17 protein-coding genes are annotated in these 17,671 nt (G+C 39.2%); 9 read left to right on the top strand and 8 right to left on the bottom strand.

What is annotated here, in order from left to right:
* Entirely contained in the window at positions 1-516 is a 516-nt protein-coding gene (gene purE, locus I6L31_RS10880; RefSeq protein WP_005005447.1) for a 5-(carboxyamino)imidazole ribonucleotide mutase, read from the bottom strand.
* 429 nt (positions 517-945) lie between these two features.
* Positions 946-1,311, bottom strand: a complete 366-nt coding sequence (locus I6L31_RS10885; protein ID WP_262546549.1) for a DMT family protein — start codon at positions 1,309-1,311, stop codon at positions 946-948.
* Positions 1,312-1,558: 247 nt separating this feature from the next.
* Here I6L31_RS10885 and mpl point away from each other — a divergent pair, with 247 nt between their 5' ends.
* The 6 genes from mpl (at position 1,559) to I6L31_RS10915 (ending at position 9,247) form a co-directional block, all read left to right on the top strand.
* Complete coding sequence (gene mpl / locus I6L31_RS10890; RefSeq protein ID WP_005005444.1) at positions 1,559-2,920, top strand: UDP-N-acetylmuramate:L-alanyl-gamma-D-glutamyl-meso-diaminopimelate ligase; 1,362 nt, start codon at positions 1,559-1,561, stop codon at positions 2,918-2,920.
* Positions 2,921-3,674: 754 nt separating this feature from the next.
* Positions 3,675-4,217, top strand: a complete 543-nt coding sequence (locus I6L31_RS10895; protein ID WP_005005442.1) for a hypothetical protein — start codon at positions 3,675-3,677, stop codon at positions 4,215-4,217.
* Between the two features lie 138 nt (positions 4,218-4,355).
* Entirely contained in the window at positions 4,356-5,069 is a 714-nt protein-coding gene (locus I6L31_RS10900; RefSeq protein WP_005005440.1) for a fimbrial biogenesis chaperone, read from the top strand.
* Between the two features lie 5 nt (positions 5,070-5,074).
* Positions 5,075-7,363, top strand: coding sequence for a fimbria/pilus outer membrane usher protein (locus I6L31_RS10905; protein ID WP_005005437.1), 2,289 nt, complete (start codon positions 5,075-5,077; stop codon positions 7,361-7,363).
* Positions 7,364-7,374: 11 nt separating this feature from the next.
* Positions 7,375-7,782, top strand: coding sequence for a hypothetical protein (locus I6L31_RS10910; protein ID WP_004986228.1), 408 nt, complete (start codon positions 7,375-7,377; stop codon positions 7,780-7,782).
* A gap of 505 nt (positions 7,783-8,287) precedes the next feature.
* On the top strand, positions 8,288-9,247 hold the full coding sequence (locus I6L31_RS10915; RefSeq protein WP_005005435.1) for a TerC family protein: 960 nt from the start codon (positions 8,288-8,290) through the stop codon (positions 9,245-9,247).
* A 2-nt stretch (positions 9,248-9,249) separates the two neighbouring features.
* On the opposite strand, the gene I6L31_RS10920 is transcribed toward I6L31_RS10915, so the two are convergent.
* Positions 9,250-9,888, bottom strand: a complete 639-nt coding sequence (locus I6L31_RS10920) for a nucleotidyltransferase family protein (RefSeq protein ID WP_228128627.1) — start codon at positions 9,886-9,888, stop codon at positions 9,250-9,252.
* 213 nt (positions 9,889-10,101) lie between these two features.
* Here I6L31_RS10920 and guaD point away from each other — a divergent pair, with 213 nt between their 5' ends.
* From guaD to I6L31_RS10935, 3 genes are all read left to right on the top strand, one after another.
* The gene (gene guaD, locus I6L31_RS10925) at positions 10,102-11,421 is read left to right on the top strand and encodes a guanine deaminase (RefSeq protein WP_005005432.1); all 1,320 of its coding nucleotides are present in this window, start codon (positions 10,102-10,104) and stop codon (positions 11,419-11,421) included.
* Positions 11,422-11,656: 235 nt separating this feature from the next.
* Complete coding sequence (hpt, locus tag I6L31_RS10930) at positions 11,657-12,184, top strand: hypoxanthine phosphoribosyltransferase (RefSeq protein WP_005005431.1); 528 nt, start codon at positions 11,657-11,659, stop codon at positions 12,182-12,184.
* 172 nt (positions 12,185-12,356) lie between these two features.
* Entirely contained in the window at positions 12,357-12,611 is a 255-nt protein-coding gene (locus I6L31_RS10935) for a GlsB/YeaQ/YmgE family stress response membrane protein (protein WP_005005428.1), read from the top strand.
* A 119-nt stretch (positions 12,612-12,730) separates the two neighbouring features.
* Here the strand turns inward: I6L31_RS10935 and I6L31_RS10940 are convergent, their stop codons facing one another.
* The 5 genes from I6L31_RS10940 to rnpA all read right to left on the bottom strand — a co-directional run bounded on the left by I6L31_RS10940 (position 12,731) and on the right by rnpA (position 17,638).
* Positions 12,731-13,432, bottom strand: a complete 702-nt coding sequence (locus I6L31_RS10940; RefSeq protein ID WP_005005427.1) for a DsbC family protein — start codon at positions 13,430-13,432, stop codon at positions 12,731-12,733.
* A gap of 274 nt (positions 13,433-13,706) precedes the next feature.
* A complete protein-coding gene (gene mnmE, locus I6L31_RS10945) occupies positions 13,707-15,062 on the bottom strand; it encodes a tRNA uridine-5-carboxymethylaminomethyl(34) synthesis GTPase MnmE (protein WP_005005426.1) in 1,356 nt (451 codons plus the stop codon).
* Positions 15,063-15,161: 99 nt separating this feature from the next.
* Entirely contained in the window at positions 15,162-16,910 is a 1,749-nt protein-coding gene (gene yidC, locus I6L31_RS10950) for a membrane protein insertase YidC (RefSeq protein ID WP_005005425.1), read from the bottom strand.
* A gap of 5 nt (positions 16,911-16,915) precedes the next feature.
* Positions 16,916-17,236, bottom strand: a complete 321-nt coding sequence (gene yidD, locus I6L31_RS10955) for a membrane protein insertion efficiency factor YidD (RefSeq protein WP_004986206.1) — start codon at positions 17,234-17,236, stop codon at positions 16,916-16,918.
* A gap of 9 nt (positions 17,237-17,245) precedes the next feature.
* Positions 17,246-17,638, bottom strand: coding sequence for a ribonuclease P protein component (gene rnpA, locus I6L31_RS10960; protein ID WP_005005423.1), 393 nt, complete (start codon positions 17,636-17,638; stop codon positions 17,246-17,248).
* Positions 17,639-17,671: the final 33 nt, after the last annotated feature.

The following is a 17,671-nucleotide window of genomic DNA, read 5'->3' on the forward strand; positions in this document are numbered from 1 at the left end:
TTATACCTGACCTGGAATATTGTTGCTTGCGACTTTATCGGTCTGCGCAGTACGGAAATCAGCCACATTTTTAGCAATTTCAGGATCATGTAGACCTAAAATCTGTGCCGCCATAATCGCAGCATTGGTTGCACCCGCAGGGCCAATCGCCAAAGTTCCCACCGCGATACCGGCTGGCATTTGTACAATTGAAAGTAAAGAATCAACACCATTTAAAATCGAAGATTTTACAGGAACTCCAAGTACAGGCAGATCAGTTTTAGCTGCACACATCCCTGGTAAATGCGCCGCGCCGCCAGCACCTGCTATAATCACCTGAATGCCGCGTTCACGCGCCGTTTCTGCATATTCAAATAAACGATCGGGGGTACGATGTGCCGAAACCACTTCAGCTTCGAAAGGCACACCGAGTTGTTTGAGCATATTGGCAGTATGTTCTAGCGTTGCCCAATCCGATTGAGAACCCATAATAATTCCGACTAAGGGTTGAGCATCTTTCGCTGCGACCGCGTTCATTGGCATTTCCAAAGTATCAAAGATAAAAATAGAGATCTCGGTTTGCACCAAGAAAGATAAGAGAATGCGCGGCATTATAGCGGTTTTTTTCAACAGCTCCAAAACTCTGAGACAATTTGATCTGAATTGATCAAGTTTGATGCTTTTACCCAGTTTTTGAGCCAAATTAAATCACAGGAAATATGATTTAAAGCTGAGCAAGAAGCTGTTGTAAGCATTTACTGACAAAATTCTCAGAAAATAGCGTCTAGGTCTATTTTTTATTTTGTCCTATGATGAATTCATGAGGAACAGGAAGTTCCAGAACAGAAAACAAAAATGATAAGTTCTTGCATCAGGATCGTGAGGGATGACAGGAGTTATACCTAGGCGCAAAATACGAGAAAGCTCGACAGGATGTCGGGCTTTTTTCATTTGATCTAGATCAGTTTACTGTCCACGAAACACAAAATAGACGCACCCCATCAAACATAACATGGCCCATAAATAGTCCAATTTGAACGGTTGCTTGAATAAAAACAGCATGAAAGGGACAAATACGATCAGCGTTACCACTTCCTGCGTAATTTTCATTTCACCTAGCGTCCAACCTTGTTGATTCAGATAACGTGTGGCAGGAATCATAAAGCTATATTCCATCAGCGCGATCAACCAACCAAACAAGATGGCTTGCCATAAAGGCGCATGATGTAAAAACTTTAAATGACCATACCACGCCATCGTCATAAAGCAATTTGAGATAATTAAACAGCCAAGCGCAATCAATGTTGGATTCAAATGAATATCCTTAAGCAGAATAGACCACAAACGGTTTGTGAACAGTCAAATTTATTATAAAAGCGAAATTTCAAAAAATAATTCTTTCATCAAAATTTAATCCCTGTCATTTCACCTAAAAGCAACAGCAAAACACCCGAATCTCATGATTTATGACTATCTTTTCCCATGCAGCCTTGTTATCGTTGCTGTCAATTTAAATTGATATTTTGACGTTGGCGTATAGAAATAAAAGGCCAACTCAGGGCAGTGGAGTAGGCGAGTTATGCATCTGCATATTTTGGGTATTTGTGGCACTTTTATGGGTTCTTTGGCACTTCTGGCACGAGATTTAGGACATAAAGTCACAGGTTCCGATGCCAATGTCTATCCACCCATGTCGACCCAATTAGAACATGCAGGCATTGAATTGATGCAAGGCTATGATCGCAGCCATTTACAGCCGCATCCCGATCTGGTGATTGTAGGCAACGCCATGAAACGTGGTATTGATGCGGTTGAATATATGCTCAATGCAGGTTTACCTTACATCTCTGGCCCACAATTTTTGGCTGATCATGTTTTGCAAGGAAAACATGTATTGGGCGTTGCAGGCACACATGGTAAAACTACCACCACCACCATGCTGGCTTGGGTACTCGATCAGGCAGGTTTAAATCCAGGCTTTTTGATCGGCGGGGTACCGCTTGGTTTTAGTGAAAGTGCGCGTTTGGGAGGCGGTCAGTATTTCTGTGTTGAAGCGGATGAATATGACTCGGCTTTCTTTGATAAGCGTTCAAAATTCGTTCACTATCATCCTAAAACCGCGATTTTAAATAATCTTGAATTTGATCATGCCGATATCTTTGATGATTTGGCAGCGATTCAAAAACAATTCCATCATTTGGTGCGTACCATTCCCAGTGAGGGGTGCATTATTGCGCCAATCACTGAAACTCATATTGATGAAGTGTTGGATATGGGTTGCTGGACGCCAGTGGTGCGTACCAGTTTAAATCCAAATCCTGATGTTGCACTCAGTGCTGAACAACTTAGCGCGGATGGCAGTCATTTTAAAGTACTAGAACACGGTGTGGTCAAAGCTGAAGTACAATGGAGTATGACGGGGCAACATAGCGTCGCCAATGCCTTAGCAACCATTGCAGCAGCACAACATGTCGGTGTGAGTATTGAACAGGCTTGTCAGGCTTTATCCAATTTTGGTGGAGTCAAACGCCGTATGGAACTGCTTGGAACCGTTCACGGCATTGAAGTTTATGATGACTTTGCCCATCATCCAACCGCAATTGAAACCACGCTAGACGGCACACGTAAACGCTTGGGCGAACGTAAACTTTGGGCAATTATTGAGCCACGTTCCAACACCATGCGTATGGGCAGCCATAAAGAGGGACTGGCACAATCAGCACGTTTGGCCGATGAAGTGATCTGGTATCAACCCGAAGGTCTGGACTGGGATTTACAACCTGTGGTCGACGCTGCAACCAATCATGCTCAAGTCAGCCGTTCATTGGACGAAATTATTAATCGTATTGTGAATGAAGCAGGTGAGGGTGATGCTGTAGTGATTATGTCAAATGGCGGGTTTGGGGGCTTACATCAAAAGCTTTTAAATGCCTTAAAATAAATTTTTCTCAAATCGTAGCGTTATAAAGAGTCCTTTTTGGACTCTTTTTACTTTTTTTTCGTCCTTAATGCCTTAATTTTATCCATGCTATTGAGGCATAAATAGATTAAATTTGATAAGCTAAATCAATATTTTTTAATTCATATTCTATTAAATATTAGTCTGAATCCCAATAATTTAGAAATTAAGAGGCTATAAAAACATTCTTTTAAAGGTGATTTTTCATATAACATTTATCAATTAAAAACCAAGTATAAATTCAATTGTAAATGTAAAAAACACAATATAATGGAAATATCCATTCTTTTATAGATATAGAGATTAAAAAAAATATTTTTTGAGTATAAATAACAATAATAAATACAAATTCACAAATAAAATTCATAACACGTAACAATTTATATCAAAATATAAATTTTTTTGATTTTTTTGTTTTATTAAGTTATTCATTTTAAATAATTTTTATTTAAATGAAAAATCAACTATTTTTTATGAATAAATTAATCAAATTTATTTCAGATGCTGATTGGCTTGAATAAAAATTAAAACACAATAAATAACAACAATTTAAACCAAATAAAAAATCAAAGTATTTTATTTTATGTGAAATAAATCACATTATTGTTTATTAGTGTGATTAAACTATGCTTAAAGGGCGGTTATGAATAGAAGATTTTTTCAAAATCCAGATCTCATAATTGTAAATTTATAAATAACAAACAGCATCTTAATAATAAAAGATGGGAGATACGTTATGAACAAGCTTGTAAAAACAATATTGTCAGTGGTGGCTTTTGGTGGAGTGGTTGGTATTGCTCATGCAGAGGTAGAAACGGCGAGCTTATGGGGTGGCGGAGGCGGTTCGCAGCACCCTGAAGGTTGTACAGAACTCTGCGGAAGCAAGTCTATTCCTATTGAAATCACAATTCCAAAAGTATGCGAACTCAAAAATGTCACTACAAAAATCACTCTAAATAGCACTACAGGCACTGGTACTGGTGGTTTTAGTGTAGGTGCGAATGCAGCATATAACCTATTGGTTGATACCGATAATCGTACTTCAGGAACTAATAACTCTGCATTAAAATATGGAACTTATTCTATTCCAACAACTGTTACTACTAAACGTGGCTCCAATAATGTCAATTTAGGTTCAATCAAATATAATGAACCAATGACTGCTGGTACTTCTTCACTTAACGATTATAGCATTACAGTACAAACCTCTGGTTCTTTAGGTATTAGCAAACCCGCTGGAACTTATACTGATAAATATAATATTTCAGTTTATTTCTAATCCATTTTATTTACTGTTTCAAAAAGTTGGTTCTGTTCTAGCAATGGAGCCAACTTCATTACTTCAAATCCAATCACATTATAAAAAATACCATTGAATACAAAAGTTAATTACTTATAAATAATATACGGGTGGGTTATGAAAAGAAAAGTTTTAATCTTAATACTTGGTTTATGTGGGTATACTCATATAGTATGGGCAGGTTTATCAATTAGTCCAATCCAACTCTATATTACCGATAAAACCAAACAACGTAGCGCAACAGTCACCATGGACTCAAAAGACATGGAGGACACTAAAACCTTTGAAGCAACCGCCGTGAAATGGTCACAAAATGACAAAGGAGAGGATGTCTACGAGCCAGATCCCAATATCATTATTAACCCCAAAAACTTTATTATTGCGCCTAATTCAAAACAGGTCATTCGTGTTGGATTTAACCAACCTTTAGCAGGAATCACCACCAATGATGAAAAAACCTGGCGTATTATTTTTCAAGAAGTAGCTCCGCCTGTTGACACGGATTCAGTAACGTTTTTATTTAATATTTCTGTCCCTTTATTTGTGGGTAAGCTTAATCCAGTCAATATCAATGTCATACCGAAAACGATTAATAACAATTTAGTCGTCAATATTAAGAACAATTCTCCTTCACATGTTCAGATTTTGAAATTAACGTTAGTAGATGCTTCAAAAAAAGAAGTCGCAAACTTAAGCCAAATGAAATATTTACTTCCAAATACAGCTCAAGATTTTAATTTTGAGAAAATTAATCTGCATAATAATCAATATAAACTTCTCGTTCTGACCGACAAACAAGATCAGCCTTATGAATATAGTCTTAAGGAGTGATCTGTATGAAAATATCGACACTTTCTGCACATATCTGCTTGATATGTGCATTTACACATGTTCATGCGACAGACAATGTCATCTTATCCAATCTCTGGATTAATGGACTCGATCGGAATACGGAGGCCTTAGTTTTACAACAGGATAATCAATATTATGTTGAATGTCAGATTCTTAATTCACTTAATTTAAAAGTATTTTTATTAAAAAAACACGCCTCTCAAGAACAATATTGTCTAGTAAGTAGTGATCAAATCCACTCCAACTTTGATAACGCAAGTCAGTCACTCAAGATTGATTTTCCGGCTGAATATTTTCTCGGTTATTCCAATCAAAATACCATGCTACAACCTGACAAAGCATCTTTAGGAGCATTTCTCAATTATGACTTCTTTTATGACAAATTTGATCAAGGCTATGAATTTAATAATTTTTACGAACTAGGGATTTTCAAGGATTATTGGTTACTCAATAACTCATTGATATACAGAAAAAATGATGCAGACGATGACAGTACAGGAGTGATTCGTTTAAACAGTTCTTTGAGTATAGATTTTCCTCAGCATTTCACCAGACTGACATTGGGGGATAATACCAGTATATATAATTCACTGATTGATTCATTTCGCTTCGGTGGGATTAGTTTCGGGACTAATTTTAGCGAACGTTCTGATTTTATTTACTGGAACACACCTATTTTACGAGGGAGTGCAATTGTTCCTTCAACCATTGATTTATATATCAATGGCGTAAGTATCTATCGACAAAATGTGACTCCAGGAGACTATACCTTACAAACGGGTGCAAACATCCAACAATCAGGCAATGCCCAAATTGTGGTAGAAGATATTTTAGGCAATCGCTCCGTGCAAAACTTTCCAGTTTTGATTAACAATCGATTACTCAAAGTTGGACTCAATGAATATAACGTCTCTTTAGGTAAATTACGTTTTAATTACGATTATGACAGCAATGACTATCGTGATTTCTTTACCAATGTCTATTTTCGTCGTGGCTTTAGCACCGATACCACCCTCGGTTTTAATGGATCATATAGTGATGATGTAAAAAATTTAGGATTGATGTGGACACAATCATTAGGGCGTTATGCCTTATTAGATGTAAATGCAGCAGGAAGTTCTGCTTATGGAAATGATGGTTATTCGGTTGGTGCTTCTGTAAGCAATAGTTTTGATAGCTTTTCGATGGGACTGAGCACGCGTTACTCGTCTGAAGACTATCAATCACTTGGATATACTCAAGATTTTCGAAACCCTCGTATCGATTCGTTGGCGTATCTATCCTTCTTTAAAGTGCCTTATGTCAATAGTGTTAATTTAAACTATGTCGAACGGCGTTATTATCCAGATGATGAAGTTCCTCGAAATAACTCAAAATTATTAACAGTCGGAATATCCAAAAGCTTTTCCAGACGTTTATCTTTTACGGCGTCCTATTTTAAAGATTTTGGGGATTTTAATGATTCTGGCGCTTTTTTCTCCCTTATTTTTAATTGGGATGACAATAAAAATATTTATCTGGATCAAACTACAGATGGAGATACACGTTTAACCTTTGCGAAAAGCTCTCCTGAACAGACAGGCTTTGATTATTCTGTAGGTGCTGAACGTCGTGATGGTGAAATGACTTATAACGGATTTGGTTTATTTAAAACTGATGTTGGTGATTTGACTTTACAACATACTCAAAATTCTGACTCTTATGATTCACGCGTGTCCTATCGTGGCGCACTGGTTTGGCTGAATCATCAGGTAAATCTAACAAAATCTGTCGATAGCGCCTTCGCATTGGTCAAAGTTGGTGATTATAAAGATGTCGATGTGATGCGTTCTTTATCGCCTGTTGGTCGAACCAATAAAAATGGCTATTTCTTTATCCATGATATTTTGCCTTATATTTCTTACGATTTATCTTTTGATCAGGATCAACTTCCGATTGAAGATAAAATTGATTACTCATCCAAAAAAATGGTCGCACTGAATCAACGCGGTTATTACATTGATTTTCCAGTGACTCATACCCAACAAGTGATCGTAAAATTACGCGATAAAAATGGAAATTTATTGGCCAGAGCGACACCTGTTTATCTGGATCAAAATACAGATCAAGTCTATCCAGTCGACCAACAAGGTAACGTTTATCTCTACGGCCTTTTACCTAAGACCTATCAACTCAGTACTCAAGGAGACAAGGCTTGTCATAGCCAATTACAAATTCCAGAAAAAACCAGTACCACCACATCCAGTCAAGTCATTGAGTTGACTTGTAAATAAGGAGAAAGGCAATGAAAATATTACTTGGCATCATTGCATACTGTGCTTTAGGCACTCTCTATGCAGGCCAGTGTTCTATGGGACAAATTACCGAGCCACGTATGCGTTTGGGAAGTTACTATCAAAGCCAAGCTGCGACATCGTTTCACGTCAATTGTGATAGTGCTTACACCATTCGTTTTAATAGTATGAATCTGCGTAGCACAGATGGTTCAAGTTTTGTGACCAATGGTCCCTACAAATTAAGAACCCGTTTAACCGTAGCAGGGCCCGTGGATAATTTATGGAATGTGCCACTGACCGCCAACACCCATAAAGATAATAAATACATCATTTCGGTCAGACTAGAAGATCGTCCGTCCATACAAGTTCCAGCAGGTACTTACCGTGATATGGTGTATGTCAATTTATCGTTTTAACCCAAAGATCTGAATAGATTTATAAGATAAAGGATACTGAACACCATATTTTGAGGAATGATCTAGCAACATGATGTTTAAAACGTGATTTTTTAAATAAAATTTTGATTGTGATCAAGCCCTTGCCTTGATGTGTGGCGGGAGGGCAAGGATGATTATGAAATCTTCTAATGACTTTTTTAGACCTAGGCAGATTGAAAAAATCCGATTTGCTTAAACGGCATAATTATGCGATGCTAGAGACACATTTGGATTCGATTCCAAAACTCAATTTAAGTAGACAAGGGGAGTAGCCTCCTCCAAGCGTTGTAAACTAATGTAATATCAAAAGTTAATTTACAACGTGTCAGATATCGTCAATACACTTTGCAAAAAGTCGGTATCTGAGCATCGAATATAGTTTGATGTAGGCAAGACCTTGATCATGTTGATACAGATGTTTTTTTATTCATCTGGCGACAGGTCAAGGTTTTTTTATGGCCAATTGCCAGATGTGGAGAGATTTATGGACTCTATCGGTAATATTTGGCTGTATCTGGTCTTTTTTGGCATCGTATTTGCGATGCTGTTAATCGACTTTCTCGGCTTTAAACAGAAAAAAGACCAGTCCGTGCCCATTAAACAGGCACTAGCATGGAGTATTGCTTGGGTGACCGTGGCAATGCTGTTTGCAGGTGGACTATGGCTATACCTGCAACAAACAGCAGGGCTGGCTATTGCCAATCAAAAAACCATGGAATATCTGGCAGGTTATTTACTGGAAAAATCATTAGCGATTGATAATGTTTTTGTCTGGTTGATGATTTTTGCTGCTTTTGCCATTCCACCATCCTTACAACGTAAAATCCTTCTGTATGGTGTGTTGGGCGCAATTGTTTTAAGAACAATCTTTATTTTTATTGGCGCATGGTTTGTTCAGGAGTTTTCTTGGATTTTATATATTTTCGGTGCCTTTTTGGTCTATACCGGCTTTAAGTTCTTAAAAGGTCAAGGAGATGAGCAACCCAATATTGAAGATATGGCATTACTCAAATGGTTACGTAAACATATGCGTATCACGCCAAGTTTTAAAGGTGATCGTTTCTTTGTCAAAGAGCAAGGCGTTCTTTGGGCAACGCCGTTGTTTATTGTACTGATCTTGGTGGAGTTCTCCGATGTGATCTTCGCGGTCGATTCTATTCCCGCAATTTTTGCAGTCACCACCGATCCGTTTATTGTCCTTACTGCAAATCTGATGGCGATTTTGGGCTTGCGTGCCATGTTCTTTTTATTGGCAGGAACAGCATCAAAAATGCATTATCTGCCGTATGGTTTAGGCATTATCTTGCTATTTATCGGCTTTAAAATGTTGATGCTCGATGTATTCCATATGCCAATCTGGATTTCCTTGAGCTTTATTGTATTGGTGCTGGGGATTACCGCATGGTTATCGATTCGCCACAATAAAAAACAGGCTCAATCCTAATCTCAATTCTGATTGATCCAGCCCTTTTGTCTTGATGATAAAAGGGCTTTATTTTCGCTTTTGATCAACTCAAGTTGGGACCAACGTTGTAGCCATTGTTTTTCAATGACGCGATTCAAAAAAGTCTCATAGCTCACCAAACGCGGATTCCAACGTAGTTTTAGCTCGAATAAATCTGATAACCCAAAGGGTGCAATGATTTCAAGCAGATCATTTTCAGTGAGGCGTACTGCAATCGCGGTCGCGGTTTCAGGCCATGCAGAAATTGCATCAAATAAAGAGGTATAGGCTTTTATCTTCTCAGCATTTTCGTTTAAATACCAATGATGTACGGTCGCCTGATTGACCACATCCCAGTCGTTTAAAGGAAATTGTCTACGTAATGCCTGTTGAATGCGCTGCTGTTGTTGTGAATCTGCATGAGGATCATAAAAAATCACATCGATTTCTACCTGTTCAATCTCATATTTCTGATGATGTAACTCAGACCAGATCAATTGCCGAATCACACCTGCACTCAGGTAACAGTGTTCATTGATGGTGCGTAATACTTTTAAACGCTGAACAAGCGCAGCATGATGTAAAATCCATGATTGAATTTGATCATCATAAGCCCCTGAAATATGGTGCAATGTTGTCATATCCATTATTCTATTGCGTTAAATTTATACCATTTGGCAAGTTCTTTGCATTATTTTAAGAAAAAAACTGAGATTTAAGGACTCATCTTCGAGTCCTTAAATTTCTTATCTCTAATTCACGATAATCCTTGTTTTGCTTTTCATATAAACACTGCAATTCTAGGTAAATACGTTACAATCAATCGAAAAAATTACAAGTTAAAGGTTTTTTAGATGTCATCTTCCGCTCAAACCACCATTGTTCGTGGTCGATTTTTAGATATCCAGTCTTTGGTTCAACAGGCTCAACAGATTCCTGAACAAGTTCGTTATCTTGAAGACGGCGTTCTTATTAGCGAAAACGGTAAAATCAAATGGTTTGGCACATGGCAAGATGCACAGCCTCATCTTCCTGAAAATATTGAAATTCAACATTATCCAGAACAACTGATCGTCCCAGGATTTATCGATACTCACATTCATTATCCCCAAACTGAAATGGTGGGTGCGTACGGTGAACAGCTTCTGAGTTGGCTAAATACTTATACCTTTCCAACTGAACTTCAATTTAAAAACCCTGCCTATGCACAAAACATTGCCCAGTTTTTTGTGCAAGAACTTTTAAAAAATGGTACCACCACTGCATTGGTATTTTGTACGGTCCATCGTGAATCTGTTGATGCCTTATTTGAAGCCGCAGAACACATCCAGATGCGTTTGATTGCAGGGAAAGTGCTGATGGATCGTCATGCACCAGATGGTCTTTGTGACACGCCACAAAGCGCTTATGATGATTCAAAAGCACTCATCGAAAAATGGCATGCGAAGGGCAGGGCGCTCTATGCAATTACCCCACGTTTTGCACCGACCTCGACGCCAGAACAATTAGAAAAAGCGGGTCAACTCAAACAGGAATATCCTGATGTCTATGTGCATACCCATTTAAGTGAAAATAAAGATGAAATTGCATGGGTAAAATCGCTTTATCCTGAACAAAAAAGCTACCTCGATGTATATCATCATTATGGTTTGACAGGTCAGCGCTCGGTATTTGCGCACTGTGTGCATTTAGAACAAGATGAATGGCAATGTATGCATCAAACAGATTCAGCCATTGCCTTTTGCCCAACCTCAAACTTATTTTTAGGTAGTGGTTTATTTCCATTGAAAAAGACTTGGGAACAAGGCGTTAAAGTGGGCTTAGGCACTGATATTGGGGCAGGCACATCCTTTAGTCTGTTACAAACCGTCAATGAAGCCTATAAAGTTCAACAGCTACAAGGCGATAAACTCTCTGCTTATGAAGCGCTTTACCATGCCACAATAGGCGGTGCAAAAGCACTGGATTTACAAGATCAATTGGGTAACTTTAATGTCGGTAAAGAAGCAGATTTTGTCGTACTGAATTTAAAAGCCACTGCTTTGCAAAGTCTGCGTCAATCGCGTGCAAAATCGCTTGATGATGCTTTGTTTGCGCTGTTTACCATGGGTGATGATCGCAATATCGAGGCGACGTATATTTATGGACAATGTGCTTACCAAAAAACCAAATAAATCAAAAGTGAAATCCAGACCGTGGCTAAAATGGACGATCTTCGCAGTAGCATGTGGCTTACTGTTAAAGCGTGATCAACCTGTCAAAAAGAAGCCATAGTTACAGTTAATCATTTGAGAAGGGATGCATCATCTGCTTTTTTGTTTTAAAATTTACAGATGAATTGAAGATTTCAGGGTGTTGCAGGTCAACACCTTTTTTATTTTTAACTTTTGCGTTTTAGGTATCTACCCCATGACCGTTGCAATGAGCGTGATGATCTCAACTGAAGACATTCAAGCCAAAGTCAAACTACTCGGTGAACAAATCAATGCTCACTATGCCAATAGCCAAAAAGATCTGGTGTTGATTGGTTTACTCCGCGGCTCTTTTATTTTTATGGCAGATTTATGCCGAGCCATCGAAAAACCACATGAACTCGATTTTATGACGGTTTCCAGCTATGGCAGCAGTACCACGTCTAGTCGCGACGTTAAAATTTTAAAAGATCTTGATGGCGAAATTCGCGGCAAAGATGTGCTCGTGGTCGAAGATATTATTGATTCTGGCAATACTTTAAGCAAAGTACTTGAAATTTTGCAAACGCGCGAACCCAATTCTATTGAACTCTGTACGCTGGTGAGTAAACCTTCACGCCGTGAAATTGAACTTGAAGTTAAGTTTTTGGGTTTTGAAGTTGAAGACCGCTTTATTGTGGGTTATGGATTGGATTACGACCAAAAATATCGTCATTTACCCTTTATTGGTGAAATTGGTCTGTAATCAAAAAAATGGCGCTTTCGCGTCATTTTTTATGGATGTTTTACACGATATCGATCACACAAAAACGCAACATGATTTAGCAATCCTTGACTATCAGCCTGATTTAAAACCGTTCACTATAATAAAACAAGCACTTTTAAAACCAGAATAAGCAAAACAAGGAGAACGTCTTATGTGGTCATTTATTGTTGCCATTGTCGTCGGTTTTATTGCAGGTTTAATCGCCCGCGCGATTCATCCTGGTGAAGATAAAGCGGGTTTTATTGTTACCACATTACTTGGGATTGCAGGTTCACTTTTAGCAACCTATGGCGGACGTGCTTTAGGACTTTATCCCGAAAACTCTAGTGCGGGTTTTATCGCCTCGGTTGTAGGCGCCATTATTATTCTGTTTATTTATAATCTGATTAGCAAAAAAACCACCTAAATTTGCTATAAGATCTAAATAAAAGTGGTAATTTTTCTACATAAACTACTCATCTTTTTAAATTTGATTTAAGGCTGATATCGCTATCAGCCTTAACAGTTGAAAACTAAATTTGTAGCTTAATCCAGTTTAAATTCTTTCCACAACGATTCAATTTGTTCAGCCGAAACCACGCCAGCCGCTTTAAAGCCATTTGAAAAAATTAGCGTTGGAGTTCCCTGTATCCCTATGGTTTGACCTAACTTTAAATTGCGATCAATTGGGTTTGCACAAGCCGTCAGTGTTTGTGGAACAATGCCCTTACGAATCAAATTATTCCATGCATAAGTACGGTTTGCTTCGCACCAGACTTGTTTGGAAGGCTGTACCGATTGACTGCGAATGGGATAAATAAAGGTATAGATCGTGACATTTTTCAATTGATCGAGCTGATTTTCGAGTTGTTTGCAATAAGGGCAATTGGGATCTGAGAAAACTGCTATCTGGCGTTTGCCATTGCCTTTCACAGTTTTAATGGCGTCCTGTAAAGGTAAACTTTTCCAGTCAATACTTTTGTTTTTGACCACCAGATCCTTCGTTAAATTATGCTGATCTTTTAAGCGAATCATCGAACCAATCAAAATATGTTCTGCATTTTCACCAATATAAATAATCTGATTATCCAGTGTCGCACTATATAAACCCTGCATTTCGGTTTTCTGGATATTTTCAATATTTAACTTGGGATACTTTTGTTTAAGTTGAATCTGTACACTTTCCACACTGGCTTGACTTGAAAAAGCCCATGCACTTATTAAAGCTGCCAGTAAAATTTTATACATTGCATCATACTCAACCTAAACAAAGCCGTATTGTAAAAGAAATACAGCTCAGCTCTGTTATATTTTCTTTGAATCTTAGACCTTGAATCAGATGTTTCACGTGAAACATTTTTTATAAAAACTAGCGATGCTTAAACATAGTTTTTTTAAATTAAAATCATTTTCACATAACTTATACGCAATCTTATTGGAATAGGTTTAATCTGATTAGATTCTGGAACTCTCCACGCACTCATGACCGAAAGATCATGAGTGTTTTTTTATTTTTGTTTGATTACTTTCCAATACAAAATGAACCAAAAATCTTGCCGAGCAGATCATCCGCACTAAAATCCCCTGTAATTTCACCCAGTGCATTTTGCGCCAAACGTAAAGATTCAGCGACCAACTCACCAGCATGGAAAACCACAAGCTGTTCGCGTGCCTCATCCAGATAGTGCTGTGTGCGCTTCATTGCGTCTAAATGACGTGTTCTGGCAATAAAGGTGTCTTCCTCAGGCTGAAAGCCTGCATGCGCTGTAATCGTCTCTATGAGGCTGTCTACGCCAGTTTCCTGCTTGGCCGAAACCCTAACATGACGAAATCCCTGATATTGGTCGTTTACTGCGCTTTGTTCAAGTAAATCAGACTTGTTTCCGATCAGGATCAAACGTTTCGGATCAAGATGATCTTTAAAATACTCCTGAGCAAGTTGTAAAGGATCGTCACCTTGACTTAAGTCATAAACCAACAGCAACAGATCAGCTTGTTCAATTTCTTTAATCGCGCGGCGGATGCCTTCTTTTTCGACAATATCACCTGTTTCACGTAATCCCGCAGTATCTGTTAACGTAATAGGCAAGCCATTTAAGCTAATTTTTTCATGTAGTACATCACGGGTGGTTCCTGCAATGTCCGTCACAATCGCGCGCTCATTCCCTGCCAAAGCATTGAGTAAGCTTGATTTGCCAGCATTAGGCTTACCCGCAATCACGACTTGTAAGCCTTCTCGCAACAACTGACCTTGTCGTGCAGATTGCTGTACCGCCTGTACTGATTGTTTTACCTCATCCAGCAAAGCTAAAATTTTACCATCCGCCAGAAAATCAATTTCTTCTTCTGGAAAATCAATCGCCGCTTCAACATGTAGGCGTAAATGAATGAGTTTTTCTAAAACGGTATTAATTTTAGTGGAAAAAGCCCCCTGTAATGAGCGTACAGCAGAACGTGCAGCCGCTTGCGAGGTGGCATCAATCAAATCTGCAATCGCTTCTGCCTGTACCAGATCCAGTTTTCCATTTTCAAAGGCACGCATGGAAAACTCACCGGCTTTCGCGGCTTTGGCGCCTAATTCAAATAAACGTGCCAATAACGCATTTTGAATGACAGGGCCGCCATGTCCTTGTAACTCCACCACATCTTCGCCCGTAAATGAATGCGGATTAGGGAAACACAAAACCAAACCTTCATCCATCACCTCACCAGCCGCATCGTAAAACTGACGAAAACCCGCCATACGCGGTTCAGGAAGTATTTTTTTCGTCAACGCCTCTGCGATCGTAAAAGCTTTAGGGCCAGAAAGACGAATCACACCCACACCACCACGTCCAGGAGGGGTAGCAATTGCAGTGATGGTGGTTTGTGCAAGCATAACAATAACCTAACTATTGCAAAAAAACAGAAATAAAAAATCCGCTCAAGATTAGCATCCTGAGCGGATTTTATCAGCTCTTATGAGTCAGAAAGTCAGTTAAGAACTTACTTCTGGCGCAGCTGGGCGATTTTTCGCAACGTTTTTATTAATAAACCATTGCTGAAGAATCGTAATACTGTTGTTCACGATCCAGTACAACACCAGACCTGACGGGAAGAACAACATAAATACCGTGAAAATGATTGGCATAATGCGGAACACTTTGGCCTGCATTGGATCGGCAGGTTGCGGGTTTAGCATTTGCTGGATAAACATGGTTGCGCCCATCAACAACGGCAAGATAAACCATGGATCCATTGCAGATAAATCCTGAATCCAAAGCATCCACGGCGCATGACGCAGTTCCACACTTTCCATCAATACCCAATACAAGGCAAGGAAAATTGGCATTTGCAGCAATAGCGGTAAACAACCTGAAAGTGGATTGACCTGTTCACGTTTGTAAAGCGCCATCATTTCCTGAGAGAAACGCATACGGTCTTCGCCAAACTCTTCTTTCATACGTTGCATTTCAGGTGCAATCACACGCATCTTGGCCATTGAACGGTAGCTTTTTGAAGATAAAGGCCACAGAATCAATTTCACCACAATCGTCAAAAGAATAATTGACCAGCCCCAGTTTCCTACGATGCTATGGAAAAATTGCAAACCAAGGAACAACAGTTTAGCAATTGGCCACAACCAACCATAGTCAACGGTTTGATTCAAACCAACCGCGAGATCTTTCAATTCAGACTGGATTTTTGGCCCAGAATAGAACGTCGCATCGACCGTCATGGTTTTGCCAGCAGGCACATTGATGGTCGGAGAAGTGAAGCCAATGATATTCATATTATCGGCAGATTTACGCGACTCTAACTTGGCCGTATAAGCCTGATCACCAAAATGACCTGGAATCCATGCACTGACAAAATAGTGTTGTACCATCGCGACCCAGCCGCCTTTGGCATCCACATTTAGTTTTTCATCAGAGAAATTAGCAAATTTTAGCTTGTTGTAATGCTCATCAGGTGTCCCCCATGCGCCCCCAAGAAAAGTCCCTAAGGTAAAGATACCTTGATCAGATTTACCCGGATCTTCAGAGTTATCGCGCTTGATCTGCCCAAACATTTGACCTTGCCAGTTTTGCGCGCTACGGTTCACGACCTGATAGCTCACCTGAACTGGATAATCGCCCTGTTTAAAGGTAAAACGCTTGATAATTTCAACACCATCAGCCGTTTTGTAAACCATCGGGACCGTCAGAACTTTTTCAGCTTTACCGTCTTTGTTTTGACTATTCTTGGCATCCGCTAATGTATAAGCTGTTTTTTCAACTTCATACTGTGGACGACCTTGGCGACTACTGTCTGGGCCATTCAATCCAATTAAACCAGATTGTGCCACATAGGTCCGTTTCGCATCGCTTTCCAGCATGACAAAAGGCTGGTCACTGTTTTTGTCTTTATCATGATTGAGTAATTCAATACGCACAATATCGCCACCTTTAGGATTAATCCAAAGGTGATAGAGGTCAGTTTGTACTGAAATAAGCTGTTGATTCACAGGTGCTGTCGCATCTGTAACTTGTTGCGTCGCAATATTTGCTTGTGGCACATCTGTTGATGTCGCAGTAGCTTGGCTATTTGGCAGGTCAGCAGACACTTCTTGAGATTCAACCACAGCGGCAGGCGCGGGTTGATTAGAAGTAGTGCTATGACCATAATCTTTTTGCCAAGCCAAGATAAGCAAATATGCGGTGACAAACATGGCTCCGAGAATCGCAAACCTGGCCCATTGTTGCATATCAATTATCCCAAGTGGTTAAAGTGATTTTGGTTTAATAAACGCTCACGAAAGGGTACAGCAACGTGAGGCTTTTGAGAATCTATTTGCTGAAATGAAATAAAACGAATTGCTTTAGCAGGTACAGGATCATACCCACTCCCTCCCCAAGGATGACATCGACAGACACGATTCACCGCCAACCAACTACCTTTGATTGCACCATAGCGATGAACAGCTTCCAGCGCATATTGCGAACAGGTGGGTATATAGCGACAACGCGGTCCGAGCAAAGGACTCAAGGCAATTTGATAAAATCGAATCAACCAATGCAGGATAGATACCATTGGTCATCTCTATTTTTCAATTGAGGGAGAGATGGTGTTTTGATGCTTGTGTACAAGACGATTTAACTTACGCCAAGCCAATTGAAGTTGCTGAGTCAGATCAGCATTAGATACGGTTTCAATGCCAAGTTTAGGCATAACCACAATATCAATCAGTGCTAATTGTTGTTGATGCAAACGAAAGCTTTCACGTGCAAGTCGTTTTATTCGATTTCTTTCATGCGCACGGCGCACTTTTTTTTTGGCAACAACCAATCCTAAACGGCTTTTAGGCTGTTCAGAAGGTTTTGCCAAAAATAAAAAATGGGGTTGATGCACTTTAAAAAGCGCACCATCAAACACACTTTTAAAATCAGCAGCACAATGTAAGCGTACATTTGTACCGAAGCTATAAAGTGCCATAACACCCGATCGTGTAGTAATAACGATTTAAAT

The sequence above is a fragment of the Acinetobacter septicus genome (genome assembly GCF_019355975.1).
Taxonomy (GTDB): domain Bacteria; phylum Pseudomonadota; class Gammaproteobacteria; order Pseudomonadales; family Moraxellaceae; genus Acinetobacter; species Acinetobacter ursingii.